The organism is Escherichia sp. E2586, assembly GCF_005781105.1.
In the GTDB taxonomy this organism is placed as follows: Bacteria; Pseudomonadota; Gammaproteobacteria; order Enterobacterales; family Enterobacteriaceae; genus Escherichia.
Genome location: NZ_VATN01000012.1, coordinates 1 through 20,767, shown reverse-complemented (window position 1 = coordinate 20,767; position 20,767 = coordinate 1). Strand labels below are relative to the sequence as shown.

Sequence of the window (20,767 nt, the reverse complement as noted above, 5' to 3'; positions counted from 1 at the left end):
GTTAACGTAAAGTTGTCATTTTTAACAACTGATATAGACTGCCGGATCACCTGCACATAATAACGATCCAATTAATGAAAAAATACCAGCAGCTCGCAGAACTATTACGTGAGCAAATTGCGTCAGGCATCTGGCAACCCGGCGATCGCCTGCCTTCTCTACGTGAACAGGTTGCGATTTCTGGCATGAGCTTTATGACTGTCGGTCATGCTTATCAGTTGCTCGAAAGTCAGGGGTATATTATTGCGCGGCCGCAGTCAGGTTATTACGTTGCGCCGCGCACGGTGAAATCACCGCAGGCACCTGCTATTCCGGTAACGCGTGATGAAACGGTCGATATTAACACCTATATTTTTGATATGTTGCAGGCCAGTCGCGATCCGTCAGTGGTGCCGTTTGCCTCGGCCTTTCCCGACCCGCACCTGTTTCCGCTACAGCAACTGAACCGCTCGCTGGCGCAGGTGAGTAAAACCGCCACGGCGATGAGCGTGATTGAAAACTTGCCGCCAGGGAATGCAGAACTGCGTCAGGCTATTGCTCGTCGCTATGCCTTACAAGGCATCACTATTTCTCCTGATGAAATTGTCATTACCGCCGGGGCGTTAGAGGCATTAAACCTCAGTTTGCAAGCGGTCACTGAACCGGGTGATTGGGTGATTGTCGAGAATCCTTGTTTCTACGGCGCGTTGCAGGCGCTGGAGCGGCTACGGTTGAAAGCGTTATCGGTGGCGACGGACGTTAAAGAAGGGATAGATCTTCAGGCGCTGGAACTGGCGTTACAGGAGTATCCGGTCAAAGCCTGCTGGCTAATGACTAATAGCCAGAATCCACTCGGATTTACCTTAACGCCACAGAAAAAAGCGCGGCTGGTAGAGTTGCTCAATCAGTACAACGTGATGTTAATTGAAGATGACGTTTACAGTGAGCTTTACTTTGGTCGGGAAAAACCGCTACCCGCGAAAGCGTGGGATCGTCACGATGGTGTACTGCTTTGCTCATCATTTTCTAAATGTCTGGTGCCAGGTTTTCGCATTGGTTGGGTCGCCGCCGGAATACATGCACGCAAAATCCAGCGATTGCAGTTGATGAGCACGCTTTCCACAAGTTCGCCAATGCAGCTTGCACTGGTGGATTACCTTTCTACTCGTCGTTACGATGCCCATCTTCGTCGTCTACGTCGTCAGCTTGCGGAACGTAAACAACGTGCCTGGCAGGCGCTGCTGCGTTATCTGCCTGCGGAAGTGAAAATTCATCACAATGACAGCGGTTATTTTCTCTGGCTGGAGCTTCCCGAACCGTTAGATGCGGGCGAATTAAGTGTTCAGGCATTGGCGCATCACATCAGCATTGCGCCGGGTAAAATGTTTTCTACTGGCGAAAGTTGGTCCCGTTTTTTCCGTTTTAATACTGCATGGCAGTGGGGGGAGCGCGAAGAACAGGCGGTTAAACAATTAGGTCACCTTATTAAAGAATACCTGAAATAGATCCTCATTTAATTTCTCTCAGGTTGGGTAATATGAATTTCGAATAGAAGCTATATTTCCTAACCCCTTGTCTATACTCCAGAAGATAGTCTCACAAACGGCATAATGCGCGTTAGCTCACATCCTGATTAAATTTTCTCGGGGGCGAGGGTGCGCCTGCAAGCCGCCGTCTATGGTTAAACAAGGAGATATTTTTACGGCACGGCGGCTGAACAATTAATTACGACAGGAGTAAGACTTTATGAGCAAGACATTTGCCCGCAGCAGCCTGTGTGCGCTTACCATGACATTAATGACCGCCCACGCCGCCGAACAGCCTACCAATTTAGATAAACCGGAAGGACGACTGGATATTATCGCCTGGCCGGGATACATCGAACGCGGACAAACCGATAAACAATACGACTGGGTGACGCAATTTGAAAAAGAAACAGGTTGTGCGGTCAATGTGAAAACTGCGGCGACTTCCGATGAAATGGTCAGCCTGATGACCAAAGGAGGTTACGATCTGGTCACGGCGTCCGGCGATGCCTCGCTGCGTTTGATTATGGGTAAACGCGTGCAGCCGATTAATACCGCATTGATTCCCAACTGGAAAATGCTCGATCCGCGCGTGGTTAAAGGCGACTGGTTTAACGTGGGTGGAAAAGTCTATGGCACGCCATATCAATGGGGTCCGAACCTGTTGATGTACAACACCAAAACCTTCCCGACACCACCAGATAGCTGGCAAGTGGTTTTTGTTGAGCAGAATCTACCGGACGGTCAGAGTAATAAAGGCCGCGTGCAGGCTTATGACGGCCCTATCTACATTGCGGATGCTGCGCTGTTCGTCAAAGCGACTCAGCCGCAGTTGGGTATCTCCGATCCATACCAACTCACTGAACAACAGTATCAGGCGGTACTGAAAGTGCTGCGCGATCAACATAGTTTGATCCATCGCTACTGGCATGACACTACCGTGCAAATGAGCGATTTCAAAAACGAGGGCGTGGTGGCCTCCAGCGCCTGGCCGTATCAGGCCAACGCATTGAAAGGCGAAGGCCAACCGATCGCCACCGTCTTCCCGAAAGAGGGCGTTACCGGTTGGGCTGACACCACTATGTTACATAGCGAAGCGAAACATCCGGTTTGTGCCTACAAATGGATGAACTGGTCATTAACGCCGAAGGTGCAGGGCGATGTAGCGGCCTGGTTTGGTTCGCTGCCGGTAGTACCGGAAGGCTGCAAAGCCAGTCCGTTACTGGGCGATAAAGGCTGTGAAACCAACGGCTTTAACTATTTCGATAAAATTGCCTTCTGGAAAACGCCTATAGCCGAAGGGGGCAAGTTTGTTCCCTACAGTCGCTGGACGCAGGATTACATTGCCATTATGGGCGGTCGCTAACTTCGCTGGGGTGTTTTATGACGTACGCAGTGGAGTTTGACAACGTCTCGCGGTTGTACGGCGACGTGCGCGCGGTAGATGGCGTCAGTATTGCGATAAAAGATGGTGAGTTCTTCTCTATGCTGGGACCGTCCGGTTCCGGCAAAACCACCTGCCTGCGCCTGATTGCTGGCTTCGAACAGCTTTCCGGCGGGGCGATTGCTATCTTCGGCAAACCGGCCAGTAATCTACCGCCGTGGGAGCGGGACGTGAATACCGTCTTCCAGGACTATGCACTGTTTCCCCATATGTCGATTCTCGAGAATGTGGCCTACGGGCTGATGGTTAAAGGCGTGGATAAAAAGCAGCGCTACGCAATGGCGCAAGAGGCGCTGGAGAAAGTGGCGTTGGGGTTTGTACAGCAACGTAAACCGTCCCAGCTTTCTGGTGGTCAGCGCCAGCGAGTCGCCATCGCCAGAGCACTGGTGAACGAACCGCGCGTGTTGTTGCTGGATGAACCGCTCGGCGCGCTGGATCTCAAATTGCGCGAACAAATGCAGCTTGAGCTGAAAAAGCTGCAACAGTCTCTCGGTATCACTTTTATCTTCGTTACCCACGATCAGGGCGAAGCGTTATCGATGTCCGATCGGGTGGCGGTTTTCAATAATGGACGCATTGAACAGGTCGATTCCCCGCGCGATCTCTATATGCGCCCGCGCACGCCGTTTGTTGCGGGATTCGTCGGGACATCCAACGTTTTTGATCCGCTAATGGCCGAGAATCTTTGCGGCATGGTGGGCAGTTTTGCCCTGCGGCCGGAACATATTCGCCTGAATACACCAGGTGAAGTGCAGGCCAATGGCACGATTCAGGCGGTGCAATATCAGGGGGCAGCCACACGTTTTGAACTGAAACTTAACAGCGGTGAAAAACTGCTGGTTAGCCAGGCAAATGTAACGGGCGAAGACTTACCCAACACGCTCACGGCGGGTCAACAGGTGATGGTTTCCTGGGCGCGTGATGTGATGGTGCCGCTGGTTGAGGAGAGGTGAATGGCGATGAACGTATTGCAATCACCTTCACCTCCAGGTCTGGGTAAGGTGTCCGGTTTCTTCTGGCGTAATCCGGGGCCGGGGCTGTTTTTGCTGCTGCTTGGCCCGCTAATGTGGTTTGGCATTGTCTATTTCGGCTCGCTGCTGACGTTGTTATGGCAGGGCTTTTATACCTTTGACGATTTCACCATGTCGGTAACGCCGGAACTGACGCTGGCGAATATTCGTGCGCTGTTTAATCCGGCGAATTACGACATCATTCTCCGCACACTGACAATGGCTGTGGCAGTCACTATCGCCAGTGCCATTCTGGCCTTTCCGATGGCGTGGTATATGGCGCGCTTTACCAGCGGCAAAATGAAAGCGTTTTTTTACATTGCGGTGATGTTACCCATGTGGGCAAGCTACATTGTTAAAGCCTATGCCTGGACCTTATTGCTGGCTAAAGACGGTGTGGCGCAGTGGTTTTTACAACATCTGGGGCTGGAGCCACTACTCACGGCATTTCTCACACTACCGGCAGTGGGTGGTAATACGCTGTCAACTTCCGGGCTGGGGCGCTTTCTGGTGTTTCTCTATATCTGGCTGCCGTTCATGATCCTGCCCGTGCAGGCGGCGCTTGAGCGTTTGCCGCCGTCATTGTTGCAGGCGTCGGCTGATCTTGGCGCGCGTCCACGGCAAACCTTTCGTTATGTGGTGCTGCCGCTGGCGATCCCTGGGATAGCTGCCGGGTCTATTTTTACTTTCTCGCTGACTCTTGGCGACTTTATCGTCCCGCAGCTGGTTGGCCCGCCAGGGTATTTTATCGGCAATATGGTCTACTCCCAGCAGGGGGCGATTGGCAATATGCCGATGGCGGCGGCATTCACCCTGGTGCCGATTGTTCTTATCGCACTTTATCTGGCGTTCGTGAAACGTCTGGGAGCGTTCGATGCACTCTGAACGCGCACCGTTTTTCCTCAAACTGGCGGCCTGGGGCGGCGTGGTTTTCCTACATTTTCCCATCCTTATTATTGCTGCCTATGCTTTTAATACTGAAGAAGCAGCATTTAGCTTCCCCCCGCAAGGTCTGACACTGCGCTGGTTTAGCGTGGCAGCACAGCGTAGTGATATTCTTGATGCCGTGACACTGTCACTTAAAGTGGCGGCGCTGGCAACATTAATTGCGCTGGTGTTAGGGACGCTGGCAGCTGCCGCGCTGTGGCGACGAGACTTTTTCGGCAAAAACGCCATTTCTCTGTTACTGCTGCTGCCTATTGCGCTGCCAGGCATTGTTACTGGTCTGGCGTTATTAACCGCGTTTAAAACCATCAATCTGGAGCCGGGATTTTTCACCATCGTGGTCGGGCATGCGACTTTTTGCGTAGTGGTGGTGTTTAACAATGTCATTGCCCGTTTTCGCCGCACCTCGTGGAGTCTGGTTGAGGCGTCAATGGATCTTGGGGCTAATGGCTGGCAAACCTTTCGTTATGTGGTGTTGCCGAATCTCAGTTCGGCGCTACTGGCAGGAGGGATGCTGGCGTTTGCCTTGTCGTTCGATGAAATCATCGTTACGACCTTTACGGCAGGCCATGAACGGACGTTACCGTTGTGGTTGCTCAATCAGCTTGGGCGACCACGTGATGTACCGGTAACCAACGTGGTGGCACTGCTGGTTATGTTGGTAACAACCTTGCCGATCCTGGGAGCCTGGTGGCTAACCCGCGAAGGCGACAATGGTCAATAACCACTGATACAGGAATATGCTATGCAACATAAGTTACTGATTAACGGAGAACTGGTTAGCGGCGAAGGGGAAAAACAGCCTGTCTATAATCCGGCAACGGGGGACGTTTTACTGGAGATTGCCGAGGCATCGGCAGAGCAAGTTGATGCTGCTGTTCGCGCGGCAGATGCGGCATTTGCCGAATGGGGGCAAACCACGCCGAAGGTGCGCGCAGAATGCCTGCTGAAACTGGCTGATGTTATTGAAGAAAATGGTCAGGTTTTTGCCGAACTGGAGTCTCGTAACTGTGGCAAGCCTCTGCATAGTGCGTTCAATGATGAAATTCCTGCGATTGTCGATGTTTTTCGCTTTTTCGCCGGAGCTGCTCGCTGCCTGAATGGTCTGGCGGCAGGAGAATATCTCGAGGGACATACTTCGATGATCCGCCGCGATCCGCTGGGCGTTGTGGCTTCTATTGCCCCCTGGAATTACCCATTGATGATGGCTGCATGGAAACTGGCTCCGGCACTGGCGGCGGGGAACTGCGTGGTACTGAAGCCATCAGAAATCACGCCGCTGACCGCACTAAAACTGGCAGAGCTGGCGAAAGATATCTTCCCGCCGGGCGTGATCAATGTACTGTTTGGCCGGGGCCAGACCGTGGGCGATCCGCTGACCGGGCATCAAAAAGTGCGCATGGTTTCGCTGACGGGGTCTATCGCCACCGGTGAGCACATCATCAGCCATACCGCGCCATCCATTAAGCGCACCCACATGGAGTTAGGCGGCAAAGCGCCGGTCATTGTTTTTGATGATGCTGATATTGAAGCTGTGGTTGAAGGTGTCCGCACGTTTGGTTATTACAACGCTGGTCAGGATTGCACCGCAGCTTGTCGAATCTATGCGCAAAAAGGCATTTACGATGCGCTGGTGGAAAAACTCGGCGCCGCTGTCGCAACCTTGAAATCGGGCGCGCCGGATGACGAATCAACAGAACTGGGGCCGTTGAGTTCCCAGGCTCATCTCGACCGCGTCAGCAAAGCAGTGGAAGAGGCGAAAGCGACGGGACACATTAAAGTGATCACCGGTGGGGAGAAACGAAAAGGTAACGGTTATTACTATACGCCGACGCTGCTGGCAGGCGCGTTGCAAGAAGATGCTATCGTTCAAAGAGAGGTATTTGGTCCAGTGGTGAGCGTGACTGTCTTCGATAATGAAGAACAGGTAGTGAACTGGGCAAATGATAGCCAGTATGGCTTAGCCTCTTCAGTGTGGACGAAAGATGTGGGGCGGGCGCATCGCGTTAGTGCACGTCTGCAATATGGCTGCACATGGGTCAATACCCATTTCATGCTGGTAAGTGAAATGCCGCACGGTGGTCAGAAACTTTCAGGTTATGGCAAGGATATGTCACTTTATGGGCTGGAGGATTACACCGTTGTCCGCCACGTAATGGTTAAACATTAAGGATAATATTGTAGCCAGGGAGAGTGTGAGAAGATCTAACACACTGTCAGAGAGTTGATATCTCTCTGACAGTGTGTACTGCGTGCAATATCGCTACATCAAATAAACCAACCAAATCTCATAGAGATAAGAGCAAACAATCCAACAGCAGCAAAGAGATTTATAAGCACTACAGTTCTACTGGAAACATTCATATTTTGCCACCTTTTGTCATAGCCCCTATGTGTATAGTACGGGTTAAGTAAATCTGCAATAATACTCATTCTGAAGATGGACAAGGGAAGCTCCCGGGTTATGGAAATATCTCAAACGGGTTGAAAAACTTGATGTGCATCAAAAAATAACGCATATTTGCGCGCGTTTTATTCCTCTGGCTGGATGCCCGTACATGTCTCTTTATCAATACCTGCTTGTTTTTTATGCTGTTATGGCAGCTATCGCGTTTGTTACTACCTGGTTTCTTTCCCACGAGAAGAAGCACATTCGTTTTCTGAGCGCCTTCCTGGTAGCGGTGACCTGGCCGATGAGTTTTCCGGTGGCGCTGCTGTTTTCGCTGTTTTAAATCTTGAGCACTAGCTTGACGGCACAACGCAGACTTATATCATTTGGGAGAATCGATAATTTTCACAAGTGGCTAAGGAGAAAGTATGTCGCATCTGGAAGAGGTCATCGCACGCGTGGATGCAGCGATTGATGAGAGCGTCATTGCCCATATGAACGAATTATTAATCGCCCTGAGCGATGACGCAGAGTTAAGCCGGGAAGAACGTTACACTCAGCAGCAGCGTTTGCGTACAGCAATCGCTCATCACGGGCGTAAGCATAAAGAAGATATGGAAGCTCGCCACGAACAGTTAACCAAAGGCGGCACTATCCTGTGATTAAAACGAGCGTCTGGCCACCAGCCAGGCGCCAACCACAAGTAAAATTGCGCCACAAATTGGGCCGATCAACGCCCGTAATGGCACGCCATGGCTACGCAAAATATCCAGCACCAGCCCTCCAATCAACTGACTGGCGACCAGTACTGCAATGGTCGTAGCTGCCCCCACATTCTGATATCCGCTGATACTGGCAAAGACAAAAAATGATCCCAGCAAGCCAGGAATCAGTGTCCACCAACGCACGCTGGAAACCAGTTCGCCAAACCCTGCCATCCCTTGTTTAAACCATAAAATGGAGACGAATAGCACAATCCCCACCAGTGAGTTCAGCAACATGGCGATGAGAATGGTAGAGGAGGTCTGGGTGATGCGCACCATCAGCGTGTTTTGCACCACCAGGCCAATTCCGGCGGCAATCAAAAAGGCAAGGGTGAGCGACTGATTCATCCAATCGCGTCCGGTTCAGTGCGCTCGTCGAGTTGCAACTGCATAAATGTCAGATCCAGCCAACGACCAAATTTAGTGCCTACCTGCGGCATTTGTGCGGTGACGACAAATCCCAGAGACTGGTGGAGATGCAGCGAGGCCAGATTTTGCGATTCGATCCCGGCGACCATGACATGCTTCCCGCAATCCCGCGCTTCATCGATCAATCGGCTTAACAATTTACGCCCAAGACCTTTGCCCTGATGATCGGGATGGACATAAACCGAATGTTCCACGGTATGGCGAAAACCATCGAAACTACGCCAGTCGCCAAACGAGGCATATCCCGTCACTACGCCGTTTTCCTCGCTCACCAGCACTGGATAACCTGCTAAAGTCCGCGCTTCAAACCAGGCAATGCGGTTATCTGCATCCACAGTTTGGTCATTCCAGATAGCCGCCGTATACAACACGGCGTGGTTATAAATTTCCGCAATAGCAGCACAATCGGCTTTGCAGGCAAAACGGATGGACATATCTGGCCTCGATTAAATATTGATGATGATGTTATCAATACTATCGAAAACAGCCGGAAGCAACGCAATCTACAATGAAATTATTGCGTGTTGTGGGAGGAATGTGATGCATACAGACAAATATAACCACGTGTGCCTGCTACCATTGATCGATTCATGCCAAAAGCACAGGAGAGCATTATGGGGCAACAAAAGCAGCGTAACCGCCGTTGGGTTCTGGCCTCGCGTCCGCATGGCGCGCCGGTTCCGGAGAATTTTCGTCTTGAAGAAGATGATGTCGCCACACCGGGTGAAGGACAGGTGTTACTGCGCACAGTTTATTTGTCACTGGACCCGTATATGCGTGGACGAATGAGCGATGAGCCATCTTATTCACCGCCCGTTGATATTGGCGGGGTGATGGTCGGCGGTACGGTGAGCCGTGTCGTGGAGTCGAATCATCCTGATTACCAGCCTGGCGACTGGGTGCTTGGCTACAGTGGATGGCAGGACTATGACATATCCAGTGGCGATGAACTGGTGAAACTTGGCGATCATCCGCAAAATCCTTCGTGGTCACTGGGTGTGCTGGGGATGCCCGGCTTTACCGCTTATATGGGCCTACTGGATATCGGTCAGCCCAAAGAGGGCGAAACGTTGGTGGTTGCTGCAGCGACAGGACCAGTGGGTGCGACGGTGGGGCAAATCGGAAAACTTAAAGGTTGTAGGGTAGTTGGAGTGGCCGGTGGCGCGGAAAAATGCCGCCATGCTACCGAGGTGCTGGGCTTCGATGTTTGCCTTGACCACCACGCGGATGATTTTGCCGGGCAGCTGGCGAAAGCGTGTCCGAAAGGGATTGATATCTATTATGAAAACGTTGGCGGGAAGGTGTTTGATGCCGTGCTGCCGTTGCTTAATACCTCCGCGCGTATTCCTGTCTGTGGCTTAGTAAGCGGATATAATGCGACGGAGTTGCCATCGGGGCCAGACCGTTTACCGTTGTTGATGGCCACGGTGCTGAAAAAACGTATTCGCCTGCAAGGCTTTATTATCAGTCAGGATTATGGCCACCGAATCCATGAGTTCCAGCAGGAGATGGGACAATGGGTGAAAGAGGGTAAAATTCACTATCGTGAACAAATTACCAACGGTTTGGAGAACGCACCGCAGACGTTTATCGGCCTGCTGAGCGGCAAAAACTTCGGCAAAGTTGTTATTCGTGTCGCGGGTGATGACTAAAGATACGGCGGCGGCGTAAAGCCGCCACAAAAATCCAGGCAAAAATCTTATTTCCAGCTTTAATTAACTAATCACATCACTGTTCTGTAGCTAATAACAATAAAGATGAGTGGATAATGATTATTCAGCTTCATACACCAGGTAAACGACTTCTGCTATACCGGCAGAGTTGGAACGAATACACCTGAAGGAAATAACATGCCTGGAACGGAAAAAATATCGTATATCAGTTTGACTATGCAAGTTGAGAACGACCTGAAACATCAGCTTAGTATTGGTGCACTGAAACCTGGCGCACGCTTGATCACTAAAAATCTGGCGGAGCAATTAGGCATGAGTATTACACCCGTGCGTGAAGCACTATTACGCCTGGTTTCGGTTAATGCGCTCTCTGTCGCACCTGCACAAGCATTTACAGTACCGGAAGTAAGGCAAAGTCAATTAGACGAAATCAATCGGATCCGCTACGAACTGGAATTAATGGCAGTTGCCCTGGCTGTTGAAAACATTTCCTCGCAAGACATAGCGGAACTTCAGGAATTGCTCGAGAAATTACAGCAGGCGCAAGAAAACGGCGATATGGAACAACTCATTAATGCAAACAAACTATTTCGCTTAGCGATTTATCATCGTTCAAAAATGCCCATTCTGTGTGAAATGATTGAGCAATTATGGGTCAGGATGGGACCTGGTTTACATTATCTTTATGAAGCGATTAATCCAGCGGAATTACGTGAGCGTATTGAAAGCTATCATGTACTATTCGCCGCGTTAAAAGCAAAAGACAAAGAGGGATGCAGACATTGTCTTGCTGAAATTATGCAAAAAAACGTTGCTATGTTGTGCCAGCAATACAGTTGTTAAATTAAAACGCCCGGCAAATATCGGGCATCAATGTATACTCGTCATACTTCAAGTTGCATGTGCTGCGTCTGCGGGTTATTCGGCCCATCCATGGGCCTCACCCCTTACGGGGCCGCTGCAACTCGAATTATTTAGAGTATAGTTATTCAAATCGCCATGCGATATTCACGCCGACACCATAATTACGCCCGGGAGCTGGTTCGTAATATCGACCATTTGATTCATTAACAATCACCGATCCGACATATTCTTTATCGAATAAATTATCGACACGACCAAATAAATCCATAGTTAGATTGTGGTAATTGTATTTATACCCGGTGAATAAGCCGACGAGAGTATAAGAAGGCGCTTTGGCCGTATTTTCATCATCTGCCATTATATCGCCCATGTAACGCGCTTCCGTGCCTGCATACCAGCCATCTTCCGGTACATAACCTATCGACGCAAAACCCATATTACGGGCGATCCCTGGCATCCGGTTACCGTTACAATCCTGTTCACTGCAAACATTGCTGCGATAGGTGGCATCAAGCCAGGTCCAGGACGCTTTTACGCGAAAATCTCCCGCGAAACGTTGATCCCATGCCAGTTCAGCGCCCTGACGACGCGTTTTACCGGCATTTTTATACGTGGTGCGTCCACCGCTACTGCTATCGACAACAATTTCATCATCGGTGTCGGTCTGGAACAATGCGAGACTAAGCAACCCATCACCAATACGCGTTTTACTGCCGATCTCAATTGTATCGTTGGCGGAAGGTTTTAAACCAAAGTTCATACCGCTTTGCCCATCAGCGCGATAAGACAGTTCATTAATCGTCGGCGTTTCAAAACCGCGTCCGGCTGCCAGATAAATATTCCAGGCATCGGTCATTGCATATTTTAGCGATCCGGCTGGTAGCCATTTGTGATAACTGGCATCACCGCTATCATCGCCGTTACCCGGAGTAACGTAATGATCGTTGGAATCAAACCATACGGAGCTGTAGCGCACGCCAGCATCCAGCGACAGTTTTTCGCTCAGCTGCCACTGTGCCTGTAAATAGGGATCGACGTTCCACATCAGATTGCGTTCGTCGCGGCGCAACTCACCTTTTTGCCCGTATTCCGGCACGCCGCTATTCAGGCGAAAATTATTGTAGCCTTTGCGGTTTTCACTCATGTTTTCGTAGTTCAGGCCGGTAGTGAACGTGACCGGAACGCCCAGTTCACCACGGTGTGTCCAGCGGCTGTCTATCCCCTGGTAATGGCGTTGCAGAGTAATCACGCCGCCCGCATGCGACGGGTTAAGTTGCGGTGTCATTGGGATTGACTGATACTGGGTCGTTTCTCGCTCTCCGGCATACATCATCACACTCATATCATCCCGCGAACTCAGGCTACGCTCATAGCGCAGCCCAGCCTGAGTTTGCTTGATGGTTTTTCGCGTGTCGTACTGTTCAGCGCGTGGCGCTTGTTGCGGATTCGCCTTCCATTCTGCTTCGGTTAATCCACCTGGATCATCTGCTTTGATATCCACGCTGTTGAAAATCAGGCTTAATTTGCTGGCGTCATCAATGCGTACGCCCAGTTTGGCATTGGCTAAATTTTTCTGTGCACCACTATGGTCACGATAGCCGTGGGTCGTAAAGCGTGTGGTTGAGACGGTGTAATCGACATCGCCCGGCTGTGTGCCGTCGCCCGTCGCGCCCGTTGCTTTCAGCCCATAGCGCCAGCTGCCAAAACTGCCATAGTAACTACTGGCTTCAATGGTTGGCGGCTGTTGCCCGGTTTGAGTAGTGACATTCATCACCCCGCCAGACGCGTTGCCATATAGGGCAGAGAAGGGGCCACGCAGCACTTCCACATTTTGCACACTGCTTAAATCGATGTTGGATGTTTGCCCTTGTCCGTCGGGCATGGTGGCGGGAATACCGTCCACATACAGGCGAATACCGCGAATTCCGTAAGTGGAGCGGGAACCAAATCCGCGAATCGACAGCTGTAAATCTTGCGCATAGTTCTGCCGGTTTTGTACCTGCAAACCGGGCACGCTGGTCAGTGATTCAGACAAATTGATGCGCGGTGTTGCCAGGCGCATCTCCTCGCCATCCACCGCGCTAACGGCTGCTGGCGTATCCAGCTCGGAAATCACTTGTGGCGCGGCACTGACAATCATGGTTTGTTCATTGGTTGCAAAAGCGGAAGGAGAAAGGGCAATCAGTGCGGGCAAAATGGTCTGTCGGACGGAAAAAATCTTCATGAAAAAGCCAGGTTAAGAATGGGAATACGCCGTCATGGTAATAAAATTGTAAATTTATGGAAAACTAAACGGCACAATACGTTAAGTAATTGAGAAAATTGTAGTCGTAACGACAAGAAATACTCCACATTTGAGAAAATAATGATTACCATTCCCATTTATAACAAGAGTGTAACGATGATTACGCTCAGCGAAGCATTGTGAAGCAGCAAAAATATCGGTTCATCAAAGGGAGTCGTCATGCATTTACGTCATCTGTTTTCATCGCGCCTGCGTGGTTCATTACTGTTAGGTTCATTGCTCGTTGCTTCATCATTCAGTACGCAGGCCGCAGAAGAAATGCTGCGTAAAGCGGTAGGTAAAGGTGCCTACGAAATGGCTTATAGCCAGCAGGAGAACGCGCTGTGGCTTGCTACTTCGCAAAGCCGCAAACTGGATAAAGGCGGCGTGGTTTATCGTCTCGATCCGGTCACTCTGGAAGTGACTCAGGCGATCCATAACGATCTCAAGCCGTTTGGTGCCACCATCAATAACACGACTCAGACGTTGTGGTTTGGTAACACCGTAAACAGCGCGGTCACGGCGATAGATGCCAAAACGGGCGAAGTGAAAGGGCGTCTGGTGCTGGATGATCGTAAGCGCACGGAAGAGGTGCGCCCGTTGCAGCCGCGTGAGCTGGTAGCTGACGATGCCACGAACACGGTTTACATCAGTGGTATTGGCAAAGAGAGCGTGATTTGGGTCGTTGATGGCGAGAATATCAAACTGAAAACCGCCATCCAGAACACCGGTAAAATGAGCACTGGTTTAGCGCTGGATAGTAAAGGCAAACGTCTTTACACCACTAACGCTGACGGCGAATTGATTACCATCGACACCGCCGACAATAAAATCCTCAGCCGTAAAAAGCTGCTGGATGACGGCAAAGAGCACTTCTTTATCAACATCAGCCTTGATACCGCCAATCAGCGTGCATTTATCACCGATTCAAAAGCGGCAGAAGTGTTAGTGGTCGATACCCGTAATGGCAATATTCTGGCGAAGGTTGCGGCACCGGAATCACTGGCTGTGCTGTTTAACCCAGCGCGTAATGAAGCCTACGTGACGCATCGTCAGGCGGGTAAAGTTAGTGTGATTGATGCGAAAAGCTATAAGGTGGTGAAAACGTTCGATACGCCGACTCATCCGAATAGCCTGGCGCTGTCTGCCGATGGCAAAACGCTGTATGTCAGTGTTAAACAAAAATCCACTAAACAGCAGGAAGCTACCCAGCCGGACGATGTGATTCGTATTGCACTGTAATCGACACAGGGGAGTTTGTCTTTCGTAAGCCGGATGCGGCGCTAGCGCCGCATCCGGCTTTAAACCGAGCAATTATGCAATTAACTCGTCGTTTCAGGCTTAAACACAATTTCCTGTTTTTCTTCATCTTCCTCGATGACTGGCGCAGTGCTGTGAATTTCAGCAACGCGTTTGCGCACACCAAACCAGCCTATAACCAGCAGAATACCGATAATCGGCAGCGCAGCGATGGTATAAGTCCCGTTCGGGTAATCGAACGCCATCAGCACCAGCACGCACAGCAAAAACAGTAGCGTCAGCCAGGATGTGAAGGGCGCGCCAGGCAGTTTAAAACTGACGTCCGCTGCTTTGCCTTCTTTAATCGCTTTACGCAGGCGCATCTGGCACACGATGATAAACGCCCACGAGGCGATAATTCCCAGCGACGCGAAGTTCAGGACAATCTCAAATACGCGAGACGGCACCAGATAGTTAAGGAATACGCCAACAACATAAACGACCAGCGTCGCCAGGATCCCGGCATACGGCACATGCTGACGGCTCATTTTCGCCATAAAACTCGGTGCGGAACCGCCCATCGCCATCGAGCGCAGAATACGTCCGGTGCAGTACAGACCTGAGTTCAGGCTGGAGAGGGCAGCGGTCAGCACTACAATGTTCATAATGCTTCCGATGTACGGCACACCCAGTTTAGAGAAGAATGTCACGAACGGACTTTGCCCCGCCTGATACGCGCTCCACGGCAATAACATAACCAGCAACACCACGGAGCCGACGTAAAACAGGCCAATACGCCAAATCACACTGTTAATTGCTTTAGGCACCATGGTCTGCGGGTCTTTACATTCTCCGGCAGCTGTACCAACCATTTCAATGGAGGCAAAAGCAAACACTACGCCCTGAATCAACACCAGCGCAGGCAGCAAACCGTGGGGGAAGAAGCCGCCGTTATCGGTAATTAAATGAAAGCCAGTGGTGTTGCCATCCAGCGGCTGACCGCTACCGAGGAACACTGTACCCACGACCAAAAAGGTCACAATGGCGAGCACTTTAATAAGCGCAAACCAGAACTCCATCTCCGCAAACCATTTCACACCGATCATATTCATGGTGCCAACGATGGTCAGCGCAGCGAGCGCAAAGACCCACTGCGGCACGCCGCCAAACGCACCCCAGTAATGCATATACAGAGCGACGGCGGTAATATCGACAATCCCCGTCATCGCCCAGTTGATGAAGTACATCCAGCCAGCAACGTAAGCAGCTTTCTCTCCTAAAAACTCTCGGGCATAAGAGACAAAACTGCCACTGGAAGGGCGATGTAATACTAACTCACCCAATGCACGCAGAATAAAAAACGAAAACAAACCACATATTAAATAAACCAGTGCCAGCGCAGGACCTGCCATTTGCAGTCGGGCTCCTGCACCTAAAAACAAGCCGGTGCCAATCGCGCCGCCGATGGCGATCATCTGCACCTGGCGATTGCCCATCGCTTTGTGATACCCCTCTTCGTGGGCATTAAGCCAGCGGCGTTTCGCGGCGTGTTGATCTGAAGTGTCGGTGTCGTGTTTACTCATTGCTCTCCCTGATTGCTTTAATGAAAAAGTCATATAAGTTGCCATGAACAATGTTTATTCATCCTGGCGATGACAAGATTCACCATTATTCTTTATGGGTATAACTGTCGGCGCAGAATCCTACCCGTTATCGTGTAATGATGCAAAATAATCCCGCTATAAATGTGTGGGGATAATGGCGGCTAGCGACAAAGTCGCAACCTGATGAAATTATGACGGAAAAACCACTTTTGGTTCGATGATACTCGACGGTCGCCGACTTTTTCACCACTCGTTCGTTGCTCTGAACGCCAGTGGTTGCAGTGGACACTGGTGTGGTTGGTCGTCGCTGATTATCATTGAATAGTGAAGGACTAGCGTATGACTGGTTTCAGGGGTAATACGCCAAAGACCAATACAATTGCTGATTAGAAATGCCAGTTACCGACGTTACAGAAAATGCCAAAAAATGTAAGAGGGATATAGGGTGATAAACGCGCTATTGCCCAACAGAAACTTCTTGAATTAGTCCCGTTCCAGGGACATTACAACCCTTAAAACATTACTTCAATATAATTAATGTGTATATCATTCTCGATATTAATTTATGAAGTGAATTTGATATATTCCGAATTCTTAATTTACATTACTAATGTATGGGGCATAACGTTAAGATGGCTATGTGCAGATTAAGATATCAGGGTGGGGCGGTAGCGTTTACAGATATTAATTAATTGATGAAAATTATGTTATCCGTGTAATCATTTACATTAACTATTGATATTGAAGATGGATAAATAAAGATGCTGAGAACTAATGTTAAGGAATCGTAATGGAAATCGTTGAGAACTTGCTTTGATTTCATTGTCTATGAAGATGATGCCATCAATACTGCATAAAGTGGAAATGTTGAACATCAAAGAGAACCCTATTTAATAAATAATAAAAGAGCGTTTGTTTTTATCTGAAAAATATTATCTCCAGGAGGAATGATATGTCATTAAGGAGAATGACATCTGGTGAATTAACATTAGCCAGATCGATTTTTGAGAATACACTTGATTATAACAAGGTATGGATCCACAATGAAAAATATTTGCCAGGTCAAGGGGAAAGAACAGCGATGACCCCAAACGGGGAAATGTATTATCCTGATGCTGTTTATAGTTCAGATTTTTCATCGCAAGCAATGCCTGGCGATCGTGAAACAGTAGCAGGTGCTTCTCACTTGTTTATCCATGAAATGATGCATGTTTGGCAATATCAGAAAGGGTATTCAGTTAAGTTACGTGGTTTATTTTCCTGGGCGGCAAATTATCATTACGATCTTAATTTACAGTCAATTTCTTCTTATCCCATGGAACAACAAGCATCTATAGTTTCTGATTATTGGCTATTGATTAACTATGGACTGGTAGCTGATTTGGCAAATGTTAACTATATAGGTGATACAACTGAATCAGTGGACACTTTATCGAAAAAATACAAAAAGGTACTTAATTTATTTCCTGCGGGCGTCATATGAAGAGATTCTTTTTGTTGCTCTTTTTGTCGGGATGCACTGTTGGTGATTATGTTCGCCCATTGTTGCCCGGTAATATATATTTACAAGACGGACGGGTTTGTTCAAAACCAGACGATGGGAATATGATTTCAAATTATATTTTATATGAAGGTAAATATGGCAATGCAATAAAACTGAAAAGAGTGACTGGTCAGTTCGATCCCGTATGCATTGACATAAATAAGCTATCTCCAGATGTTATTTATATTGGAAAATATATGCTCTCTTCCGGAAGTGATAAAGAATACTATGGTTTTAGCATAATTAGGTCAGGGGAGCGTATTTTAAGACTTGATGATAATCATACTAAATAACAAATTAAATAGTTTCATTGATTTTATTAATGTGCTTTAGGTGAATATTTTTATCAGGTTAACATGACTATGGTATATATAGTTGATAGTATCTTCAGTAGCATTCATAAGTATTGAGATGTTTTATGCCAACTACGAATATATTGCATATTTTACTCTCTGTAAGATTTCTTATTAGCACTTGGCCATTTCTAGTTAAAAGGATTAATTATGAGTTTTACAGCTACAGATTATCCATCCGGTGCACTAATTGGATCGGGTACACATAACGTGACTTTGAGCGGCAGTGCAGTTCCTGATGGAATGTTACTGTTTGCAAGCTTGGGGGGTACAGAAACAGTAGGGGAACTATTTACTTATTCTATTAAATTAAAAACTCCTGACATCCTGAACCTGGGCTATGTTTCCCCCGCAGCCAACCTGCAGCTCAAACCGATGGTGGGCAAAGATCTGTGCGTCCATATCGAATTGGATGACGGCGGAAAACGTTATATCAGCGGGCTGGTGACGGCGGCACGCGTGGCTGGTCATCAAGGACGTTCGGTGGTGTATGAACTGCGGATCGAACCGTGGTTAAAAATACTGACCCACACTAGTGACTACAAAGCGTTTCAGAATAAAAACGTGGTGGACATTCTGGATGAGGTACTGGATGAGTACCCCTGGCCAGTCGAAAAACGACTGGTGGAAAATTATCCGACTCGTGCCTGGCAGGTGCAGTACGGTGAAACAGATTTCGATTTTATTCAGCGCCTGATGCAGGAATGGGGTATCTACTGGTGGTTTGAGCACAGCGAGAACAGTCACACGTTAGTGCTGGCTGATGCCATTAATGTCCACAAGGCATGCGCAGATTCGCCGCTGGTGTGTTATTACCAGGAAGGGCTGAAACTGGACAAGGAGTTTATCCATACCATCACAGCAAATGAAAGCCTGCGCAGCGGACAGTGGGTGCTGAATGATTTCGACTTTATGAAGCCGCGTTCACTGCTGAAGAGCACCGTGGCTAATCCGCGTGAAACCGGCCTTGCTGAATATGAGCACTATGAATGGCCGGGAGACTACTTCACAAAGAGTGAAGGTGAAATGCTGACACGCATCCGCATGGAAGAACAGCGTAGCCCCGGTAGTCGGGTACAGGGCAGCGGCAATATTCGTACCCTGATGACAGGTTTTACCTTCACCCTGGAAAACTATCCGACAGCCGAAGTGAACCGGGAATATCTGCTGGCACAGACCACGCTATTTATACAGGACAATGCGCAACACAGCGGCCAGGAGCAGCACTTCTCTTACTCAACCAGCTTTGAGTTACATCCCACCAATGAAGTTTACCGTCCGCAGCGAACCTTGAGCAAACCCCACACCAAAGGCCCACAGAGCGCCATCGTGACCGGCCCGGCGGGACAGGAAATCTGGACAGATAAATATGGAAGGGTGAAAGTTCAGTTTGGCTGGGATCGTTACGGTAAGAATGATGAAAACAGTTCCTGCTGGGTCCGTGTCAGTTATCCGTGGGCGGGTAAAGGATTCGGTGGCATTCAGATCCCGCGCATTGGTCAGGAAGTTCTGGTGGATTTCAAAAATGGTGATCCGGATTTACCCATTATCGTAGGGCGGACATACAACCAGGACACCATGCCACCGTGGGGACTACCGGGCGCAGCGACGCAAAGCGGGTTTTACAGCCACACCATCGGCGGCGGCCCAACCAATGCTAACGCCCTGCGTTTTGAGGATAAAACTGGCGGAGAAGAAATCTGGTTGCATGCCGAGAAAGATCAACGCATTGAAGTAAATAATAATGAAAGCCATTGGGTGGGCAATAATCGCCTTAAAGTCATTGATAAAACAGAAACTGCGATTATTGGTGAGAAACGTTCTCTAACAGTCCAGACAGATGATATCTCTCTCGCCGGAGGAGATAAAACAATTCAGACAGTGCAGAATTTACGCCTTGCTGCGGGAGATTCCATTATTCTTAGCTGCGGAGAAACTATCCTGCAAATGACCAGTGGCGGGATATTTAATATAACCTGTAAGAATTTTAATATTACTGCAACAGAAAATGGGAAAATAAATACACAATCAGGGCAGCTTGATTTAAATATGAATGACAGAGCGGCTGATATACCTCCGCCTGGAGCATTAGAGAAAACAGCCCTTCAGACGGCAATAGACGTTACCTTCATGACTAAAAAATAAATAAAAACCAATCCATAAACAATTCGTTTATTAAAAAGGACTCATACCATTATGACGGAGTATTATCTTAATGAAGCTGTTGTAACTTTCCCTGGGAATATTATTCAGGACAGTACAATTAATATGCTGCGGCTCAGCAATCCCGACGCCGCACTAATTATCAGCCGGGGCCAGATGCAGGAAGGAGATGAATTAGCATCTCAGGTTGAACAGCAAATGAAAAAGCTGGAAAAGCAGGTAAAAGAACTGCGCTACACGCCCGTGCAGGTGACCCGCGTGGGGATTAATGACGCAGAGGAAGGGCTGGAAATACAGAGCCAGTTTCTCCGGGGTAACGAGCATGTATACCAGTGTCAGGTGGCATTTGTATTGCCGTGTGAGCGGGTCATGATGGCCTTCACCTACGCCAGAACCACACCGCTGACCCCGGCAGACATGACGCGCTGGGCTGAAATTAAAAAGAATCTGCGCTTCAGGATGCGGCAGGAAGCCAGAACGAATTAATCACACAGGGAACGGGACATGGAAGATGCATTCTGGGCGGCAAGACAGGGGGATGCCCTGCTGCATACGTCG

Annotated in this window: 20 protein-coding genes; 15 read left to right on the top strand and 5 right to left on the bottom strand. The window is 49.1% G+C overall.

The genetic code is table 11. The features are described from left to right. The first annotated feature begins 74 nt into the window (after positions 1–74). The 6 genes from FEK50_RS13625 (at position 75) to patD (ending at position 7,074) form a co-directional block, all read left to right on the top strand. Complete coding sequence (locus tag FEK50_RS13625; RefSeq protein WP_131161504.1) at positions 75–1,484, top strand: PLP-dependent aminotransferase family protein; 1,410 nt, start codon at positions 75–77, stop codon at positions 1,482–1,484. Between the two features lie 241 nt (positions 1,485–1,725). Then, the gene (gene ydcS / locus FEK50_RS13620; RefSeq protein WP_131161503.1) at positions 1,726–2,871 is read left to right on the top strand and encodes a putative ABC transporter substrate-binding protein YdcS; all 1,146 of its coding nucleotides are present in this window, start codon (positions 1,726–1,728) and stop codon (positions 2,869–2,871) included. 17 nt (positions 2,872–2,888) lie between these two features. Further along, entirely contained in the window at positions 2,889–3,902 is a 1,014-nt protein-coding gene (locus FEK50_RS13615) for an ABC transporter ATP-binding protein (RefSeq protein ID WP_131161502.1), read from the top strand. Beyond that, a complete protein-coding gene (locus FEK50_RS13610; RefSeq protein ID WP_131161501.1) occupies positions 3,903–4,844 on the top strand; it encodes an ABC transporter permease in 942 nt (313 codons plus the stop codon). Next, positions 4,834–5,628: an ABC transporter permease gene (locus FEK50_RS13605; protein ID WP_130260846.1), complete on the top strand. Its 795-nt coding sequence runs from the start codon at positions 4,834–4,836 to the stop codon at positions 5,626–5,628. The genes FEK50_RS13610 and FEK50_RS13605 overlap by 11 nt, the downstream gene beginning before the upstream one ends. A 21-nt stretch (positions 5,629–5,649) precedes the next feature. Continuing rightward, the gene (patD, locus tag FEK50_RS13600; RefSeq protein ID WP_131161500.1) at positions 5,650–7,074 is read left to right on the top strand and encodes an aminobutyraldehyde dehydrogenase; all 1,425 of its coding nucleotides are present in this window, start codon (positions 5,650–5,652) and stop codon (positions 7,072–7,074) included. A 98-nt stretch (positions 7,075–7,172) separates the two neighbouring features. Here the strand turns inward: patD and yncL are convergent, their stop codons facing one another. Beyond that, positions 7,173–7,268, bottom strand: coding sequence for a stress response membrane protein YncL (gene yncL, locus FEK50_RS13595; RefSeq protein WP_074399477.1), 96 nt, complete (start codon positions 7,266–7,268; stop codon positions 7,173–7,175). Positions 7,269–7,462: 194 nt separating this feature from the next. On the opposite strand from yncL, the gene FEK50_RS13590 reads away from it, so the two are divergent. Continuing rightward, the gene (locus tag FEK50_RS13590; RefSeq protein ID WP_130260844.1) at positions 7,463–7,636 is read left to right on the top strand and encodes a GhoT/OrtT family toxin; all 174 of its coding nucleotides are present in this window, start codon (positions 7,463–7,465) and stop codon (positions 7,634–7,636) included. Between the two features lie 85 nt (positions 7,637–7,721). Then, positions 7,722–7,955, top strand: a complete 234-nt coding sequence (gene ydcY / locus FEK50_RS13585; RefSeq protein WP_113649882.1) for a DUF2526 family protein YdcY — start codon at positions 7,722–7,724, stop codon at positions 7,953–7,955. On the opposite strand, the gene FEK50_RS13580 is transcribed toward ydcY, so the two are convergent. Together FEK50_RS13580 and mddA are read right to left on the bottom strand one after the other, a co-directional pair. Then, positions 7,956–8,405, bottom strand: a complete 450-nt coding sequence (locus FEK50_RS13580; RefSeq protein WP_001548534.1) for a DMT family transporter — start codon at positions 8,403–8,405, stop codon at positions 7,956–7,958. Continuing rightward, positions 8,402–8,920: an L-methionine sulfoximine/L-methionine sulfone acetyltransferase gene (gene mddA, locus FEK50_RS13575; RefSeq protein WP_130210195.1), complete on the bottom strand. Its 519-nt coding sequence runs from the start codon at positions 8,918–8,920 to the stop codon at positions 8,402–8,404. The genes FEK50_RS13580 and mddA overlap by 4 nt, the downstream gene beginning before the upstream one ends. A gap of 180 nt (positions 8,921–9,100) precedes the next feature. Here mddA and curA point away from each other — a divergent pair, with 180 nt between their 5' ends. Continuing rightward, positions 9,101–10,138, top strand: coding sequence for an NADPH-dependent curcumin/dihydrocurcumin reductase (gene curA / locus FEK50_RS13570; RefSeq protein WP_131161499.1), 1,038 nt, complete (start codon positions 9,101–9,103; stop codon positions 10,136–10,138). Positions 10,139–10,336: 198 nt separating this feature from the next. Further along, positions 10,337–11,002, top strand: coding sequence for a colanic acid/biofilm transcriptional regulator McbR (gene mcbR / locus FEK50_RS13565; RefSeq protein WP_131161498.1), 666 nt, complete (start codon positions 10,337–10,339; stop codon positions 11,000–11,002). 142 nt (positions 11,003–11,144) lie between these two features. Here mcbR and pqqU read toward each other — a convergent pair whose 3' ends face one another. Further along, complete coding sequence (gene pqqU / locus FEK50_RS13560) at positions 11,145–13,247, bottom strand: TonB-dependent receptor PqqU (RefSeq protein ID WP_131161497.1); 2,103 nt, start codon at positions 13,245–13,247, stop codon at positions 11,145–11,147. A 240-nt stretch (positions 13,248–13,487) separates the two neighbouring features. Between pqqU and FEK50_RS13555 the strand changes: the two genes are divergently transcribed. After that, positions 13,488–14,549 carry a YncE family protein gene (locus tag FEK50_RS13555; RefSeq protein ID WP_105268474.1) on the top strand — a complete coding sequence of 354 codons (1,062 nt, stop codon included), beginning with the start codon at positions 13,488–13,490 and terminating at the stop codon, positions 14,547–14,549. Positions 14,550–14,629: 80 nt separating this feature from the next. Here the strand turns inward: FEK50_RS13555 and ansP are convergent, their stop codons facing one another. Continuing rightward, positions 14,630–16,129 (bottom strand): L-asparagine permease, encoded by a 1,500-nt coding sequence (gene ansP, locus FEK50_RS13550; protein ID WP_131161496.1) that lies wholly within the window; start codon positions 16,127–16,129, stop codon positions 14,630–14,632. Between the two features lie 973 nt (positions 16,130–17,102). Between ansP and FEK50_RS13540 the strand changes: the two genes are divergently transcribed. The 4 genes from FEK50_RS13540 (at position 17,103) to FEK50_RS13525 (ending at position 20,695) form a co-directional block, all read left to right on the top strand. Then, positions 17,103–17,633 (top strand): type IV secretion protein Rhs, encoded by a 531-nt coding sequence (locus tag FEK50_RS13540; protein WP_131161495.1) that lies wholly within the window; start codon positions 17,103–17,105, stop codon positions 17,631–17,633. Further along, a complete protein-coding gene (locus FEK50_RS13535; RefSeq protein WP_130210181.1) occupies positions 17,630–17,986 on the top strand; it encodes a hypothetical protein in 357 nt (118 codons plus the stop codon). Before FEK50_RS13540 ends, FEK50_RS13535 begins: the two co-directional genes overlap by 4 nt. A gap of 210 nt (positions 17,987–18,196) precedes the next feature. Beyond that, positions 18,197–20,191 (top strand): type VI secretion system tip protein TssI/VgrG, encoded by a 1,995-nt coding sequence (gene tssI, locus FEK50_RS13530; RefSeq protein WP_131161494.1) that lies wholly within the window; start codon positions 18,197–18,199, stop codon positions 20,189–20,191. Positions 20,192–20,242: 51 nt separating this feature from the next. Then, positions 20,243–20,695, top strand: coding sequence for a DcrB-related protein (locus tag FEK50_RS13525; protein ID WP_131161493.1), 453 nt, complete (start codon positions 20,243–20,245; stop codon positions 20,693–20,695). The last annotated feature ends 72 nt before the right edge of the window (positions 20,696–20,767 follow it).

What these genes read in the sequence shown, in the direction of transcription:
- FEK50_RS13625 (WP_131161504.1), top strand. Translation starts at nt 75, where the DNA reads ATGAAAAAATACCAGCAGCTCGCAGAACTATTACGTGAGCAAATTGCG.
- ydcS (WP_131161503.1), top strand. Translation starts at nt 1,726, where the DNA reads ATGAGCAAGACATTTGCCCGCAGCAGCCTGTGTGCGCTTACCATGACA.
- FEK50_RS13615 (WP_131161502.1), top strand. Translation starts at nt 2,889, where the DNA reads ATGACGTACGCAGTGGAGTTTGACAACGTCTCGCGGTTGTACGGCGAC.
- FEK50_RS13610 (WP_131161501.1), top strand. Translation starts at nt 3,903, where the DNA reads ATGGCGATGAACGTATTGCAATCACCTTCACCTCCAGGTCTGGGTAAG.
- FEK50_RS13605 (WP_130260846.1), top strand. Translation starts at nt 4,834, where the DNA reads ATGCACTCTGAACGCGCACCGTTTTTCCTCAAACTGGCGGCCTGGGGC.
- patD (WP_131161500.1), top strand. Translation starts at nt 5,650, where the DNA reads ATGCAACATAAGTTACTGATTAACGGAGAACTGGTTAGCGGCGAAGGG.
- yncL (WP_074399477.1), bottom strand. Translation starts at nt 7,268, where the DNA reads ATGAATGTTTCCAGTAGAACTGTAGTGCTTATAAATCTCTTTGCTGCT.
- FEK50_RS13590 (WP_130260844.1), top strand. Translation starts at nt 7,463, where the DNA reads ATGTCTCTTTATCAATACCTGCTTGTTTTTTATGCTGTTATGGCAGCT.
- ydcY (WP_113649882.1), top strand. Translation starts at nt 7,722, where the DNA reads ATGTCGCATCTGGAAGAGGTCATCGCACGCGTGGATGCAGCGATTGAT.
- FEK50_RS13580 (WP_001548534.1), bottom strand. Translation starts at nt 8,405, where the DNA reads ATGAATCAGTCGCTCACCCTTGCCTTTTTGATTGCCGCCGGAATTGGC.
- mddA (WP_130210195.1), bottom strand. Translation starts at nt 8,920, where the DNA reads ATGTCCATCCGTTTTGCCTGCAAAGCCGATTGTGCTGCTATTGCGGAA.
- curA (WP_131161499.1), top strand. Translation starts at nt 9,101, where the DNA reads ATGGGGCAACAAAAGCAGCGTAACCGCCGTTGGGTTCTGGCCTCGCGT.
- mcbR (WP_131161498.1), top strand. Translation starts at nt 10,337, where the DNA reads ATGCCTGGAACGGAAAAAATATCGTATATCAGTTTGACTATGCAAGTT.
- pqqU (WP_131161497.1), bottom strand. Translation starts at nt 13,247, where the DNA reads ATGAAGATTTTTTCCGTCCGACAGACCATTTTGCCCGCACTGATTGCC.
- FEK50_RS13555 (WP_105268474.1), top strand. Translation starts at nt 13,488, where the DNA reads ATGCATTTACGTCATCTGTTTTCATCGCGCCTGCGTGGTTCATTACTG.
- ansP (WP_131161496.1), bottom strand. Translation starts at nt 16,129, where the DNA reads ATGAGTAAACACGACACCGACACTTCAGATCAACACGCCGCGAAACGC.
- FEK50_RS13540 (WP_131161495.1), top strand. Translation starts at nt 17,103, where the DNA reads ATGTCATTAAGGAGAATGACATCTGGTGAATTAACATTAGCCAGATCG.
- FEK50_RS13535 (WP_130210181.1), top strand. Translation starts at nt 17,630, where the DNA reads ATGAAGAGATTCTTTTTGTTGCTCTTTTTGTCGGGATGCACTGTTGGT.
- tssI (WP_131161494.1), top strand. Translation starts at nt 18,197, where the DNA reads ATGAGTTTTACAGCTACAGATTATCCATCCGGTGCACTAATTGGATCG.
- FEK50_RS13525 (WP_131161493.1), top strand. Translation starts at nt 20,243, where the DNA reads ATGACGGAGTATTATCTTAATGAAGCTGTTGTAACTTTCCCTGGGAAT.